Genomic DNA, 15,378 nt, shown 5'->3' with positions numbered 1-15,378 from the left:
GGATTAAATAAATTGACTTTCGGTTAAACAATCTTTATAAATCGCTACTATATCCGCTGCATCCAATGGCACATAAGCCTTTTCGGCAATTGCACTATGGTCCACAGCTTGTTGTGCCATTTCTTCAAATTTATCTGCTTCGATGCCAACTTCTGGTAATGTCATTGGAATGCCACAAGCCACAAAGTAATCATATAATGCTTGAATACCTTTTTTCGCTGCTACTTCCTCTTCTTGTTCGACTATTCCCCAAACATTTCGAGCAAATTGCGCAAACTTGCCTACGGTTTGTTCAGACAAAACGTAATTCATCCAACGAGGCGTTAAAATTGCTAAGCCAATCCCATGCGTAATGTCATAAAACGCACTTAATTCATGTTCCATTGGGTGACAAGACCAAACACCTTGTTTGCCGCGCCCTGTTAAACCATTTAAGGCTAAACTACTTGCCCACATTAAATTAGCACGTGCATCATAATCTTCTGGATTTTCTAAAGCAATAGGACAATTTTTGATAACCGTTCGCATTAAGCCTTCTGACACAAAATCTTGGACGTCCGTGCCTGTCGAAATACTAAAATAGTTTTCAATCAAATGACTGAAAATATCCGCTGAGCCAGCTGCTGTTTGATTTTGAGGAACCGTAAAAGTATTCGTTGGATCCAAGAACGAAACTTTTGGAATCATATTCGGACCACCAAAGCCTAATTTTTGATTGGTTTCTAAGTTAGAAATGACAGCACCTGCGTTCATTTCACTACCTGTCGCTGCTAAAGTCAAGATGGTCACGATTGGTAAAGCAGGACCTGTATACCCTTTTCTGGCTGCAATGACTGTCCAGATATCTTCTTCCGAATAAAAGCCCGCAGCTATTGCTTTGGAACAGTCAATGGTTGAACCACCGCCAACTGCTAAAATAACATCGACTTGGTTTTCTTTACACAACTCAATTCCTTTTCTAACGGTTTCAATGCGCGGGTTTGGTTCGACACCGCTCAACTCAATCAATGTATGCCCGTTTTTTTGGGCCAAATCAGTAATTTGTTGGTACAAGCCATTACGTTTGATACTACCGCCACCATAAACAAGTAAGACATTTTTGCCAAATTGATCTAACACAGCAGGTAATTCGTCTAAACGATCTTTCCCAAAACGGATGTCTGTTGGTACATAAAAATTAAAGTTTTCCATTCTTTCATCCTCCATTCAATCCTCTTACGCATTTATCATACTATTTTTTCAAAAATCCGCCAATAAAAAAGCCGAGCAAATGACAGTTGCTTTCACAACGATCGCTTGACCCAGCTTTTGATTCTTTTTTATAACGAATCGCTTGTTTTGATTAACAAATAAAGAAAATAAGGCGCACCGATGATCGCAACAATAATCCCTGCAGGCATTTCTCCATTGCCAGGCAATAGCCGACCAATCGTATCACTAACCAATAAAAGTAAACTCCCAAACAACGCCGCCAATGGCAATACCTGTTTTTGTTGCGTAAAACCACATTTGCGAGCAATATGTGGCGCAAGTAAACCTAAAAAATTAATTCCCCCTGTAACGGAAATCGCTGATGCCGCCAACATCACCGCTAACAGCAACGAAACGATTCGTTCTTTTTTCACAGCAATACCTACAGAAATAGCTGTTTCGTCCCCCAATTGTAAAATATCCAACAGACGATGACGCTTCATCGCAAAAAAGAACCCGATGACTAGCCAAGGCAACAAAGCGCCCACAAAGAACCAATTACTGCCCCAGATACTGCCTGCTTGCCACATTGTAACAAAACGGTACTTTTCAGTGTCAATTTTTGATGTAATTAATAAGGTGAGTGCTGAAATACCCGTACTCAAAATGACACCCGCTAAGACCATTCGAACTGGCGTCAATCCTAAACGATGATGATACGCGATTACTAAAATCCCAACAGCCGCTAGCAAGCCGCCAACTAAGGCCACGAGCGGAAGTGCAAACGTCGTGATACTTGTCGTTTCAATAAAACTAATAAACAAAATCACTGCCAAACCCGCACCCGCATTAATGCCTAAAATCCCAGTATCTGCTAACGGATTCCGAGTAATCCCTTGAAGAATAGCGCCGCTTAAGCCTAAAGCTGCGCCCGAAAGGACCGCTAGCACAATCCGTGGTAACCGAAAATCCCAAACTAACAGTTGTTTGGCCTGACTTCCCTGTCCCAAAAGAAGGGCTTTTAAATCCATGACGGAAACAGATAATTCCCCTTGCGTTAAACTGATACAAGCAGTTAGGATAATCCCAACTATTAAGACAGCCACCCAACGGGACACTTTTTTCTGTGTCATCCTAGTTGCCCTCCTTTACGAAATAAATAAAGAAAGAATGGGATGCCAATTAAGGCCGTGATAATCCCAAATGGTGTTTCAAAAGGCGGATTCACCATTCGAGCGATTAAATCTGCCACCAAAACGAGGAGCGCACCGCCTAACGCCGAGAACGGAATCAAGCGACGGTAATTTTCTCCAGAAACTGTTCGCATCACATGAGGCACCACCAAACCAACAAAACTGACCGAGCCAACCAGCGCCACAGACAATCCTGATAAAAGCAAAATCGTTATACTGGCAAACAACCGAATACGCTGCGGATTTCGCCCCAAACCAATTGTTGCATCATCGCCAAACCGTAAAATAGTCACCGACGGACTAATCAGAACTGCTAATGCAAATGCGCCCAGAAAGATCGGGACGACTATTTTTAATTGTGCCCAAGAAATAACGCTGACGCCGCCAAGAAACCAAAACGTTAACTCTTGACTCAAATTGAACTGAATGGCTAAGAATTGACTAAATGATAAAAAAAGGGCACTAATACCAGCTCCCACCAAGGTCAGACGCATGGGGCTTGCTCCTCGAATTGAATGATTAGAAAGATAATAAATCAGTGCCACACTCACGCCAGCACCAAGAAAAGAAACAACTAAAAGCCACCAATAACTTGCCTGAGGGAGGAAAGCAAAAACAAGCGCTAAGCCCAAGCCAGCCCCAGCATTGATACCCAGCAAGCCAGAATCTGCCAATGGGTTTTGCGTAATCCCTTGCGCTAACGCCCCACTCACCGCTAAACTTGCCCCCACAAAAGCGGCCCCTAAAATCCGCGGCAACCGAACCGTTTGGATGACTTGATGCGCTTGATTGGTCGCATCGAAGTGCGTAAATGAATCAATAATCGTTTGAATCGAAACCGACGTCGCACCAAACATCAGCGACAGAAGCATTGTCCCCATTAGCAAAAAAAGACAGACAAGTAACACTTGCCATTGGTGTCTATAAAATCCGCTTATGCCTTTCATCCATCCAGCTCCATTTCCATCAACTCATAAGAAAGCACTAGTGGCCGCTGTGTCTGACTATGGTAACTAATTTCTGCTTGAATAGCGAAAACATCTGCTAAGCCAGTAACAGTAATCACTTCTTGCGGTGTTCCTTCATTGATAATCTTTCCCTCTTTCATCGCAATCACGCGATCAGAAAAACGAGAAGCTAAATTAATATCATGAATCGTCATCACGATAGTTTTTTGATGTTCTTGATTAATTCGTTTTAACACATTTAAAATTTCTAGCTGATGCGCTGGATCCAAATAGGTGGTCGGTTCATCTAAAATTAAAATATCTGTATCCTGCACTAGCGCCATAGCAATCCAAACCCGTTGACGTTGTCCACCTGATAAAATTGCCACAGACTCTCTAGCTAACTCAGTTAAGCCTGTTAATTCTAATGCCCATTGTATGTACTCTTGATCTTCTTTGGTGACACTTTTCCAGCCCGATTGATAAGGATATCGCCCGAAAGAGACGAGGTCAAAAACAGATAAATCGATTGTATTTTCTGGCGTTTGTGATAAGATCGCTAGTTCTTGCGCCACTTCTTTTGAAGAAAAATGTTGAAGTTCTTGGTTCTTAATGAACACCTTGCCTTTCTCGGCTGGCAAAATACGCGCAAGTGTTTTTAACAAGGTCGATTTGCCACAACCATTTGGTCCAATAATACTTGTAATAGTTCCCGCTTCAAATGAACAGTTCAGCGCTTCACTAATCACTTGACGACCATATCCTGTAGTTAAGTCCTCTGCCTCTAAATAATTCATAACCATTCCTCTTTAATTTTTCTGTCGTTATTTTACATTTATTGAGAATCGTTCTCACTCATTGTTCCTTGATTATAAAAGACCCTTCCTTAAAAAGCAATGTTTCTTCCAATCAAAAAAACGAATTATCTAAAAAATGCAACTTATTTGCTCAAAAAAGCAAGCGATGATTGACAAACGGTCGTTTTTAACTGATAATGAGAATCGTTATCAACTAAAAATAAAGGAGTTACACAATGAAACTTTTAAAAAAGACGGTCCTAATTGGTACAACCCTTCTTCTTGGTTCATTCTTACTCGCAGCTTGTGGTAATACGAATAAAGAAGCCAATAACGCTGACAAGACACATGAAGTAACAGATACCTTAGGCAATAAAGTAACCGTCCCTGCGAAACCCAAACGGATTATTGCGAGTTATTTAGAAGATTATCTAGTTGCATTAGGAGAAAAACCAGTGGCACAATGGACAGTTGGACAAGGCAGCATTCAAGATTATTTAGCGAAAGAATTGAAAGATGTCCCCACTATTTCCTATGACTTACCATATGAAGCGGTTCTAAAATTTGAACCTGACTTATTATTAATCAGTTCATCTGCTCTAGTTGAAGGCGGTAAATACAAAGAATACAGTAAAATTGCGCCAACTTATGTAGTCAAAAACGGCGAAAATGTCACCTGGCGTGATCAATTGGAAGATATTGCCACTGTTTTAGATAAAAAAGAACAAGCGAAAAAAGTGTTAGAAGATTATGATACCTTAACCAAAGGCGTCCAAGAAGATCTTGGCAAAAAAGATGCTGGCAAATCTGCGGCAGTCTTATGGGTAACCAACAACCAAGTCTTTATGGTTAGCGATAATCGCTCAAGCGGAACCGTGCTCTATCAGGACTTAGGCCTCCAAGTTCCAAAATTAGTGGAAGAAATTTCTAAAAACGCTACTGCGGATTGGAATCAAGTTTCTTTAGAAAAATTAGCTGAGCTTGACGCAGACCACATTTTCCTTGTAAACAGCGATGAATCAGCACCTCTTTTCCAAGAAGCAATTTGGAAGAACTTACCTGCTGTGAAAAATAACCAAGTTCATACCTATGATAAAAAAAGTAGTTGGTTATACAACGGACCTATTGCGAATACCCAAATTGTTGAAGATGTAAAAAAAGCGCTCTTAAATTAAAAAAAATGCTTGGATGAAAATAATCATCCAAGCATTTTTTTAATTAGCAATTGCCGTTTCTAAACCAACTTCAATCATTTCATTAAACGTTGTTTGGCGTTCTTCTGCCGTTGTTTCTTCACCTGTCACCAAGCTATCACTCACCGTCATAATCGCCAATGCTTCTACATCAAATTTTGCTGCTAAATAATATAACATTGCCGCTTCCATTTCAATCGCTAATACCCCGTATCGACCTAAACGAAAGACATCATCTAAGCTATCTTTGTAAAAAACATCATCTGACAATACGTTACCAACATGGGTAGTAAAGCCTTTTGCTTTAGCAATTTCGTAAGATTTGAGTAAAAGATCAAAGCTCGCAATTTGTGGAAAATCATATTTAGGAAAATCATTGCGAATCGCGGAAGAAGGTGTCGCTGCTGCTTGTGCGATAACTAATTCACGAACGTTGACTTTTTCTGAAATAGAACCACACGTACCAACACGAATTAACTTCTTCACATTGTAAGAGTTAATTAACTCATGGGCATAAATACCTGCTGAAGGCATCCCCATCCCTGTTCCTTGGACCGAAACACGCTGTCCCTTATATGTTCCTGTGTAACCTAACATTCCACGAACTTGATTATAGCAGACAGGATTCTCTAAAAAAGTTTCCGCAATATATTTTGCTCTGAGGGGATCCCCTGGTAGTAAAATTTTATCGGCAATTTCACCTGGTTTTGCTTCGATATGCACACTCATTCTGGTTTACTCCTTTTTTTATAAAGCTGCTAGTGTTGCTTTCACTAACTCTTTGAATTGTCCTTTAACGCGTTCAGTTGTTTCAACTACTTCTGCATGATTTAAGCTACTTTGCATACCAGCTGCTAAATTCGTAATACAAGAGATGCCTAGTACTTTCATGCCACTATGCACAGCTACAATGACCTCCGAAACAGTTGACATGCCAACTGCATCCGCACCCATCGTCCGTGACATCCGAATTTCTGCAGGCGTTTCATATGTCGGGCCAGAAAAGCCCATATACACGCCTTCTTTTAAATCAATATTTTGTTCCGCAGCCACTTTTTTTGCCACTTCCCGATATTCTTGCGTGTAAGCATGACTCATATCTGGAAAACGCGGCCCGATTTCTTCATCATTTTCACCAATTAACGGATTATCGCCTGTAAAATTAATGTGGTCATTGATTAACATCAAATTCCCCGGTGTATATGTTTCATTTACGCCACCAGCTGCGTTGGTTACAATCATTGAATGAATGCCTAAAGCAGCCATCACACGAACGGGATAAGTGACCGTTTGCATCGAATGTCCTTCATAATAATGAAAACGTCCTTGCATCGCCAAAACTTTTTTTCCAGAAAGCGTTCCGTAAACTAATTGTCCAGCATGTCCAACGACTGTTGAAACAGAAAAATGGGGAATTTCAGAGAAAGGAATAGCAATCGCATCGGTTATTTCATTAGCTAATTCACCTAACCCAGAACCTAAGATTAGACCGAAGTCTGCTTGTTGCACCCCTTTTTCTTTCAAAAACTCAGTTGTTTCGTTTAAATGATTCGTTAACGTTGTCATGTGTTGCCTCCTCGAATTATTGTAATTGATTTAAAAAGCTTTGACCGTTTTCCGTTGCAGGAACTTCAAAGTTTTCAGCAATCGTTGCTGAAATATCTGAATAAAATCCTTGTGGCAAGCTGCCTTGTTTTGTCATTTTTTTACTATAAGCCAATAAAGGCACATATTCACGTGTGTGGTCTGTTCCTGGGAAAGTTGGGTCATTCCCGTGATCTGCTGTAATTAAAAGCAAATCATCTTCGGCCATAGCTGCCATAATCTCTGGCAAACGACCGTCAAAATCTTCGATGGCTTTTGCATAGCCCTTCACATCACGACGGTGGCCATACAGCGCATCGAAATCCACTAAGTTAGTAAAACTTAAACCTGTAAACTCTTTGTTCATGACTGTTAATAATTGATCCACCCCATCCATATTGCTCTTCGTGCGAATAGCTTCAGTAATTCCTTGTCCATTAAAGATGTCGTTAATTTTCCCAACAGCAATCACATCATTACCGTTTTCTTTCAACGAATCTAAAACAGTATGGCCAAAAGGATCTAAAGCATAGTCATGACGGTTACTGGTTCGAGTGAAATTACCTGGTTCACCAACATACGGGCGGGCGATAATCCGACCAATCATATAAGGTTCGTCTTTCGTAATGTCACGAACATATTGACAAATTTTATACAATTCTTCTAATGGAATAATGTCTTCATGCGCCGCAATTTGTAAAACAGGGTCTGCTGAAGTATAAACAATTAGATCCCCTGTTTTCATTTGATGTTCGCCATAATCATCAATGACTGCTGTCCCGCTATATGGTTTGTTACAAACAACTTTTCGCCCAGAAAAATCTTCAATTTGTTTCAGTAATTCTTCAGGAAAGCCGTTTGGGAATACCCGAAAAGGTTTTTTGATGTTCAAGCCCATAATTTCCCAGTGACCGGTCATAGTATCTTTTCCAACAGAAATTTCTTCTAATTTGGTGGCATAGCCATCGTGGTCTGCCACTGCTTTGACACCTGTTAAAGGAGCAATAGTTCCCAATCCAAGTTTTTCTAAATGAGGAATGGTTAGTCCCGCTTCTTTGGCAATATGACCCAGTGTATCACTGCCGACATCTCCAAATTTTTCAGCATCTGGTGCTTCACCAATACCGACTGAATCTAGTACGATTAAATGAACACGTTTAAACACACTTGCTTCCTCCTCTAAGGTCGTAAATACGTCAAGAATGACAATTATTTTACGCTAGCCTTTTAAATAGTCTCGAGAATCAAACAGAATAATCTATTTATTCTCAGCTCTTCAATTATACCATGAATCCGCTATTATTGCCTGAAAGAGCATTAAAATTTTCACTGATTCCTTCGATTTTAGCAGGGCTTAAAAATTGAAAGAAAAAAAGTCTCCCACCGTAATTAGGAAACTTTTTTATTGTTTTTTTCGAATAGCCTGCTCTTTAAAAAGAACACGACTCTTTATACAATCGAAACTTTTAACACTCCAAGCGGTCTCCCTCTTTTGGCACATTTAAATACCAGATAACCGCTTCTGATAAAATCACACCAATGCCAATGGGCGGATAAAAATAAATGCCGATATATCCGATTGCGAAAAGACAAAGATGAATGATTTTTGTTGCCTTACTATAAGATTTCGATTTTCTTAACTTAGCTGCACCTTGTGGATCTTTCACTACATTGTCTTCATAAATGATCCTTGTTAGCAAGAAGTAGGCAAAATCCCAAACCGTATACACAACAAGATAAAAATAAACAGGTGCCCGCATCCACCAAAATTCACTCACCCAAGCAGTTGCTACCGGAATGAAGGCCATGGAGAATAACCAAAAATTATTTGCCCAAAACGCTTTTTTAGAAAACCAATGAGTTACGGACATTATGTAATGATGATTGTACCAAGCGATACAGATAAAAATAAAACTGACAATAAACGATAAAAAATATGGGATATTTTCTATCAAACCTGCCAAAACACCCACTTGAGGAGTCTTAATTTCTAAAATCATGATGGTCATGATGATGGCAATGACTGCATCACTAAATGCTTCTACACGTGTTTTATTCATTGAACGTCCTCCACTTTTCCTATTCTTACTACAAACAAAAGTATAGCAGAAAAACCAACGATTTTTGAAAAAAAAGCTGCTAGACTTGTTGGTTTTTTTCAAAATTTCGACACTTCCTTCGAATTGTAAAAAACAGCCAAAAGAAAAAAGAAAAGTTACCTTTATCAACTCGCTTTTTTGCAGTGAAGCAGTACCTAATGTCGCTTGTGTTCAACTGATTATCCTAAGAAAAGAAATGGCCCCCCGTCGCTTTGACGGAGGGCCTATTTCTTTTCTTATTTCGTTTTGACGTAATTTTTCCCGTTCGCTTTTGGTCCCGATGATTTTCCGAAGAACACAACTAGGACTAAAATGGTCAATACGTATGGTGCTGCTTGTAGATAAACTTTTGGAATTTCTGAAATAATTGGTAAGTTTTCCCCAGCAATACTTAAGTTTTGTGCAAAACCAAAGAATAAGGCTGCGCCCATTGCCCCAAGTGGATTCCATTTACCAAAGATCATTGCGGCCATTGAAATAAACCCTTGTCCTGCAATTGTGGTAATCCCAAAACGACCCGCAATACTTTGAGCAAAGACAGCTCCGCCCATACCGCCTAAGAAGCCGGATAGCAAGACGCCAGAATAACGCATTAAGTAGACATTAATTCCCAATGTATCTGCCGCTTGTGGATGTTCTCCCACAGAACGTAACCGTAAGCCAAAACGTGTTTTATAAATGACAAACCAAGCTAAAATCGCAATCAAAATTGCTACGAAAGCTGGCAAAGAGGTTTTTGCAAAGAATAGTTCACCAATCACTGGAATTTTTGACAATCCTGGGAAAGAAAAATAACCAAATGATTGTGTAATCATATCTGTTTGTCCTTTTTGATAAATAACTTTTACTAGGAAAACCCCTAGCGCCGGTGCCATCAAGTTAATGACAGTACCACTGATAATATGATCTGCTCGTAAGTTAATAGTTGCAACGGCATGTAAGAGAGAAAAGACAATCCCGACAACGCCTCCTACTAAACAAGCAATCCATGGTGTCGCCGCGCCAAATGTATCAGCAAACGTCAAGTTAAAAACGACCGAACTGAAAGCGCCCATTACCATAATACCTTCCAAACCAACGTTAACCACACCACTTCGTTCTGAGAACGTTCCGCCTAATGCTGTCAAGATGAGCGGAGTTGCATACACTAATGTTTGCGTGATGATTGAGGAAATTGTTGCTAAATCCATTAGATGTCTCCCCCCTCTTGATTGTTTTTGTCTGGCGCCGCTTCAATTGTTTCTACAATCGCTACTTCTTTTTTACTACCAGACGCTTTCGCTAACAAGAAACGAATTAAATAACTAATTCCCACAAAGAAAATAATTGCTGCAATAACAACATCAACTAATTCGGTTGGTACACCAGCTATCAACGGCATTCCTTGTCCACCAAGTTTTAACATTCCAAACAGTAATGCGGAAAGTAAAATCCCGATTGAGCTACCTGCTCCTAATAGAGACACGGCCATACCATCGAACCCAATGCTCAACGATGTGTTTTGAATAAAGAAGTTTTGGAAAGTCCCCAATCCTTGGACCGCACCACCTAAACCAGCCAGCGTTCCTGAAATCATCATGGATAAAATAATCGTTCGCTTGCTGCTCATTCCAGCATATTCAGAAGCAAATGGGTTTAACCCCACCGACCGAATTTCAAAACCAAGCGTTGTTTTTTTCATCAAGAACCACACAAGAATAAGGAAAATGAAGGCCAAGAAAATGCCGATGTTCAAACGAGAGCCATCACTGATACTTGTTAAAAACGGTGAGCGTAATGATGCATTCGCACCAATCATTTTGGTAATCCCTTTATTCGCCATAATACTTGGTTTCATGACATTATTAGCAATATGATTTCCTGTGTATAATAAAATATAATTCAACATAATCGTAACAATAACTTCACTCGTCCCAAAATAGGCACGCAAGAAACCTGGAATGGCTGCTGCTAAAGCTCCTGCAACTGCCCCAACAATAATCGCCACCGGCAACGCAATCATCCGGGGGGCATCAGGCATGGATAAAGCGACCCAAATACTAGCCACCCAACCACATAAGGCTTGTCCAGAAAGCCCGATATTAAAGAATCCAGCCGAATTTGCCACCGAGAATCCTAAAGCGGTAAAAATCAACGGTGCTGCGGTGACAAAAATCTCACCAATACTTTTCTTTCCTTGGAAAGCTGTTTCAAACATCGCTTGATACCCAGCCACTGGGTCATAGCCAAAGATAACCATAATAATTGCCCCTAAGAGGAAACCCATAATAACAGATAACACAGGGACTAAAATATTTCTTATTTTTTCAGAACGATTATTCAACAGTTTCACCTGCCTCTACTTTTGATAACTCAGCACGGGCTTCTTCCAATGAGTAGCCAGCCATTAACAAGCCCAATTCATTTTCTGTCGTTTCTTTCGGATCAACAATTCCGACGATTTCCCCCGCATGAATAACAGCGATACGATCAGAAACGTTTAAAATTTCGTCTAATTCAAAACTTACTAATAAAACAGCTTTATTTTTATCTCTTTGTTCAATTAGTCGACGATGAATGTATTCAATAGCTCCGACATCTAAACCGCGTGTTGGTTGAGAAACAATCAACAAATCTGGATCGCGGTCAACTTCTCGGGCAATAATCGCTTTTTGCTGATTCCCACCTGAAAGCGCCCGAGCTGGTACTAATTCATTAGGAGTCCGTACATCATATTCTTCAATTAATTCACGGGCATGTTTGTTAATCATTCGATAGTTTAAAATACCTGTTGAACTGTATGGTTTTTGGTAATACGTTTGTAGGCCAATATTTTCAGCCAATGTCATCTCTAATACCAAACCATATTTATGTCGGTCTTCAGGAACGTGGGCGACACCCATTTCCGTAATTTCCCTAGGTTTGCGATTAGTAATCTCTTTTTCATTCAAATGAATGGAGCCTTTTTCGACTTTCGTTAATCCTGCTAAGGCTTGGATTAATTCTGTTTGTCCATTGCCATCAATCCCCGCAATCCCAACAACTTCCCCTGCTCGGACATCTAAGCTAAGATTTTTCACCGCATCTAAGCCGCGGCTTTCTTTCACTACTAAATCTTTAATTGATAAAATTGTTTCTTTCGGTTGCGCTGGTTTTTTCTCTGTTTTGAAAGAAACAGAACGGCCCACCATCATATCGGCTAACTGTTGCGAAGAAACGTCTTTCACATTGACGGTGCCAATACTTTGCCCCCGGCGAATGACCGTACAACGGTCCGCCACTTTTTTAATTTCATCTAACTTATGTGTAATTAAAATGATCGATTTGCCTTCATCGGTTAGTTCTTTCAAAATAATCATTAATTCATCAATTTCTTGTGGCGTTAATACTGCGGTTGGTTCGTCAAAAATTAAAACGTTCGCCCCGCGATATAAGGTCTTTAAAATTTCAACCCGTTGTTGCATACCCACAGAAATATCGCGAATATAGGCATTGGGATTTACATCCAACCCGTATTGCTTAGACACTTCTTCAATCTCTTTTTTCGCTTTTTTCCGGTCTAAAATACCGCCATGGGTAGGTTCACTACCTAAGATAATATTTTCAGTCACAGTAAAGGCTTCAACTAACATAAAATGCTGATGGACCATTCCGATTCCTAAACGATTGGCTGCAGTAGGACTTGTAATGTTGACTTTTTCGCCATTCATATAAATCTCACCTGAGGTCGGTTCCAATAGCCCTGATAAGATATTCATCAAGGTCGACTTGCCTGCACCATTTTCACCTAGCAGTGCGTGGATTTCACCAGGTTTTACTTGTAAATCAATTTGGTCGTTGGCTTTGAACGTCCCAAATTCTTTGGTGATTTTACGCATCTCAATTACGTTTTCTTCTTGAGACAAGGTCTATTCACTTCCTAACAAAATTATATTGGCAATACTTTAGAGGGTAATTTTGACCCTTAACTAAGTAGTTGAAGAACCTCAACTATTTAGTTAAAAATCCAAACATCATAAAGGGTTTCCTTGGCAGCCGTCGCTGCCAAGGACCACTTCATTTTTAGAAGGAACAATAATGAGCCCTTCTTTTTTCATTTAGGAGCTTAAATTATTCTGGTTTTTCTGGGACTTTTACGTCACCTGAGATTACTTTATCTTTTGCTGTTTTAACAGCTTCTTTTGTTTTGTCGTTTAAATAGCCGTCTGTTAAGTCAACGCCACCATCTTTTAATCCATAAACTAAATGTTCGCCACCAGGGAATTTGTCTTCTAACGCACGGTTGGCAATATCTTGAACCGCTGTGCCGACACCTTTAAGCGTTGAAGTTAACGTGAAGTTGTCTTCTTTGCCGTCTTTTGTTTTGTACTTGCCATCAGCATCTTGATCGCGGTCAACACCGATTACCCAAACTTTGTCGCCAGAACCTGATTCATTCAAGTCTTTTGCTTCTTGGAAGACCCCTTGTCCAGTCGCACCAGAAGCATGGAAGATGATATCAACGCCGTTTTGGTACATTGCAGCAGCTAAAGCTTTCCCTTTGGCAGGATCAGCAAATGAAGCCGCATATTTTGTATCAACAGTAATTTCTTTACCTAATTCTTTCGCAGCATCAGCCACACCTTTTTCAAAACCAGCTTGGAAACGGTCAATTACGACCCCTTCTTCACCACCAACAAAACCGACTTTGTTCGTTTTTGTTTCGTTTGCAGCAGCAACACCGGCTAAGTAAGCTGCTTCATTATCTCTAAATGTTGCAGAAACGACATTCTTTTTGCCATCGATTTGATCATCGATTAAAACAAAGTTTGTATCAGGGTTGGCATCTGCTGCAGAAGAAATTGCATCTTTTAGCAAGTAGCCAATACCAAAGATTGTGTTGAATTTACTTGATACCGCTTGGTCAATATTTGTTGTATAGTCAGCTGCATCATTCGATTGAATATATGCATACCCTTTTGAACCTTCTGGTAAATCATGTTCTTTACCCCAAGCTTGCAATCCTTCCCAAGAAGATTGGTTGAACGACTTGTCATCCACGCCGCCTGTATCTGTAATGATTACAGCACTATGCGCTGCATCCCCTTTGCCACCGCCGCTTTCAGCGGTTTTGCCTTTGCCACCACCACATGCTGCAAGTGAAACTGATAAACCTAATGCAATCAAACTAAAACCGAATAATTTTGCTTTTTTCATTTCTGTAAAGCCTCCTAAAAATAGTTTAATGTATTTAAACAACTAAGTTGTTTCTAAGGTTGGTCTGGGACTTTTACGTCACCAGAGATGATTTGTTCTTTGGCTTCTTTAACTGCCGTTTTGGCTTGATCGCTTAGGGCTTCTGTTGTTAAATCAACACCGCCATCTTTCAATCCATAAGTTAAATGTTCGCCGCCAGGGAATTTATCTTCTAATGCAAGATCAGAGATTTTTTTCACAGCAATATTTACCCCTTTAATGGTTGAAGCTAACGTTAAGTTATCATCCTTGCCATCTTTGGTTGTATATTTACCGTCTTCGTTTTGGTCACGGTCAACACCAATCACCCAAACTTTATCTTTTGAACCTGTTTCATTTAGCGCTTTGGCTTCTTGGAAGATTCCTTGTCCTGTAGTCGCCGCTGCGTGATAAATAATGTCGGCACCTGCTTGATACATAGAAGAAGCTAAGGCCCGTCCTTTTGAAGCGTCTGCAAATGTCCCTGCATAAGTAGACGTAATTTGAATATCTTTTCCTAATTTTTTGCCAGCATCTGCTACACCTTTTTCAAAACCAGCTTGGAAACGGCCAATAACAGGTCCTTCAACCCCGCCGATAAATCCTACTTTGTTGGTTTTCGTAGTGTTAGCTGCTGCCACACCTGCTAAATACGCAGATTCATTATCTCTAAATGTTGCAGAAGCGACGTTGTTTTTCCCATTAACTGTATCGTCGATTAGAACGAAATTCGTTTCTGGGTTGGCGTCCGCTGCATCTACTACTGCATTTTTTAGTAAATACCCAATGCCAAAAATCGTTTTAAATTGACTTGAAATGGCTTGGTCAATGTTTGATGTATAATCAGATGCTTCATTTGATTGAATATACGCATACCCTTGAGGTCCTTCTGGAAGTTTGTGCTCTTTGCCCCACTCTTGCATTCCTTCCCACGCAGATTGGTTAAAAGATTTGTCATCAATGCCGGCTGTATCTGTGACCATTACGACACTATGTTGTGGATCACCTTTTGTGTCGGCGTTCTTTTTGCTATTGCCACCACATGCAGCTAACCCAATGGTTAAGGCAACTGCCGCCAATCCTAGACCTAAAAATTTTGCTTGTTTCACTTTCCGAAAAGCCCCCTACTATTTTATCTATTATTTCATTCGCATTTATGCTATTGAAATCTACTTTGAGCC

14 protein-coding genes are annotated in these 15,378 nt (G+C 40.1%); 1 reads left to right on the top strand and 13 read right to left on the bottom strand.

The annotated features are described in order from the left end of the window. Positions 1 to 3 precede the first annotated feature (3 nt). The 4 genes from IGK96_RS00700 to IGK96_RS00685 all read right to left on the bottom strand — a co-directional run bounded on the left by IGK96_RS00700 (position 4) and on the right by IGK96_RS00685 (position 4,134). Positions 4 to 1,191: an iron-containing alcohol dehydrogenase gene (locus tag IGK96_RS00700; RefSeq protein WP_002356186.1), complete on the bottom strand. Its 1,188-nt coding sequence runs from the start codon at positions 1,189 to 1,191 to the stop codon at positions 4 to 6. Between the two features lie 128 nt (positions 1,192 to 1,319). Beyond that, complete coding sequence (locus IGK96_RS00695; protein ID WP_002373824.1) at positions 1,320 to 2,324, bottom strand: FecCD family ABC transporter permease; 1,005 nt, start codon at positions 2,322 to 2,324, stop codon at positions 1,320 to 1,322. Beyond that, positions 2,321 to 3,331 carry a FecCD family ABC transporter permease gene (locus tag IGK96_RS00690; RefSeq protein WP_010707975.1) on the bottom strand — a complete coding sequence of 337 codons (1,011 nt, stop codon included), beginning with the start codon at positions 3,329 to 3,331 and terminating at the stop codon, positions 2,321 to 2,323. The genes IGK96_RS00695 and IGK96_RS00690 overlap by 4 nt, the downstream gene beginning before the upstream one ends. Continuing rightward, the gene (locus tag IGK96_RS00685; RefSeq protein ID WP_002373821.1) at positions 3,328 to 4,134 is read right to left on the bottom strand and encodes an ABC transporter ATP-binding protein; all 807 of its coding nucleotides are present in this window, start codon (positions 4,132 to 4,134) and stop codon (positions 3,328 to 3,330) included. Before IGK96_RS00685 ends, IGK96_RS00690 begins: the two co-directional genes overlap by 4 nt. 230 nt (positions 4,135 to 4,364) lie before the next feature. On the opposite strand from IGK96_RS00685, the gene IGK96_RS00680 reads away from it, so the two are divergent. Then, the gene (locus tag IGK96_RS00680; protein ID WP_002361532.1) at positions 4,365 to 5,303 is read left to right on the top strand and encodes an iron-hydroxamate ABC transporter substrate-binding protein; all 939 of its coding nucleotides are present in this window, start codon (positions 4,365 to 4,367) and stop codon (positions 5,301 to 5,303) included. Positions 5,304 to 5,342: 39 nt separating this feature from the next. Here IGK96_RS00680 and deoD read toward each other — a convergent pair whose 3' ends face one another. The 9 genes from deoD to IGK96_RS00635 form a co-directional block, all read right to left on the bottom strand. After that, the gene (deoD, locus tag IGK96_RS00675) at positions 5,343 to 6,050 is read right to left on the bottom strand and encodes a purine-nucleoside phosphorylase (protein ID WP_002356181.1); all 708 of its coding nucleotides are present in this window, start codon (positions 6,048 to 6,050) and stop codon (positions 5,343 to 5,345) included. Between the two features lie 18 nt (positions 6,051 to 6,068). Beyond that, positions 6,069 to 6,887 carry a purine-nucleoside phosphorylase gene (locus tag IGK96_RS00670; protein ID WP_002356180.1) on the bottom strand — a complete coding sequence of 273 codons (819 nt, stop codon included), beginning with the start codon at positions 6,885 to 6,887 and terminating at the stop codon, positions 6,069 to 6,071. Between the two features lie 16 nt (positions 6,888 to 6,903). After that, entirely contained in the window at positions 6,904 to 8,070 is a 1,167-nt protein-coding gene (deoB, locus tag IGK96_RS00665; RefSeq protein ID WP_002387505.1) for a phosphopentomutase, read from the bottom strand. Positions 8,071 to 8,371: 301 nt separating this feature from the next. Beyond that, positions 8,372 to 8,965: a TMEM175 family protein gene (locus IGK96_RS00660; protein WP_002367631.1), complete on the bottom strand. Its 594-nt coding sequence runs from the start codon at positions 8,963 to 8,965 to the stop codon at positions 8,372 to 8,374. 275 nt (positions 8,966 to 9,240) lie between these two features. Continuing rightward, positions 9,241 to 10,194 (bottom strand): ABC transporter permease, encoded by a 954-nt coding sequence (locus tag IGK96_RS00655; protein WP_002356172.1) that lies wholly within the window; start codon positions 10,192 to 10,194, stop codon positions 9,241 to 9,243. Further along, the gene (locus IGK96_RS00650) at positions 10,194 to 11,327 is read right to left on the bottom strand and encodes an ABC transporter permease (protein WP_002356171.1); all 1,134 of its coding nucleotides are present in this window, start codon (positions 11,325 to 11,327) and stop codon (positions 10,194 to 10,196) included. The genes IGK96_RS00655 and IGK96_RS00650 overlap by 1 nt, the downstream gene beginning before the upstream one ends. Continuing rightward, the gene (locus IGK96_RS00645) at positions 11,320 to 12,888 is read right to left on the bottom strand and encodes an ABC transporter ATP-binding protein (protein WP_002383844.1); all 1,569 of its coding nucleotides are present in this window, start codon (positions 12,886 to 12,888) and stop codon (positions 11,320 to 11,322) included. The genes IGK96_RS00650 and IGK96_RS00645 overlap by 8 nt, the downstream gene beginning before the upstream one ends. A gap of 205 nt (positions 12,889 to 13,093) precedes the next feature. Further along, positions 13,094 to 14,179, bottom strand: coding sequence for a BMP family lipoprotein (locus IGK96_RS00640; protein WP_002356169.1), 1,086 nt, complete (start codon positions 14,177 to 14,179; stop codon positions 13,094 to 13,096). A 53-nt stretch (positions 14,180 to 14,232) separates the two neighbouring features. Further along, the gene (locus tag IGK96_RS00635) at positions 14,233 to 15,306 is read right to left on the bottom strand and encodes a BMP family lipoprotein (protein ID WP_033625258.1); all 1,074 of its coding nucleotides are present in this window, start codon (positions 15,304 to 15,306) and stop codon (positions 14,233 to 14,235) included. Positions 15,307 to 15,378 lie beyond the last annotated feature (72 nt).

This window comes from Enterococcus sp. DIV0682, assembly GCF_051712685.1.
Lineage (GTDB): Bacteria > Bacillota > Bacilli > Lactobacillales > Enterococcaceae > Enterococcus > Enterococcus faecalis.
This window is presented reverse-complemented; position numbering and strand designations above follow the sequence as displayed.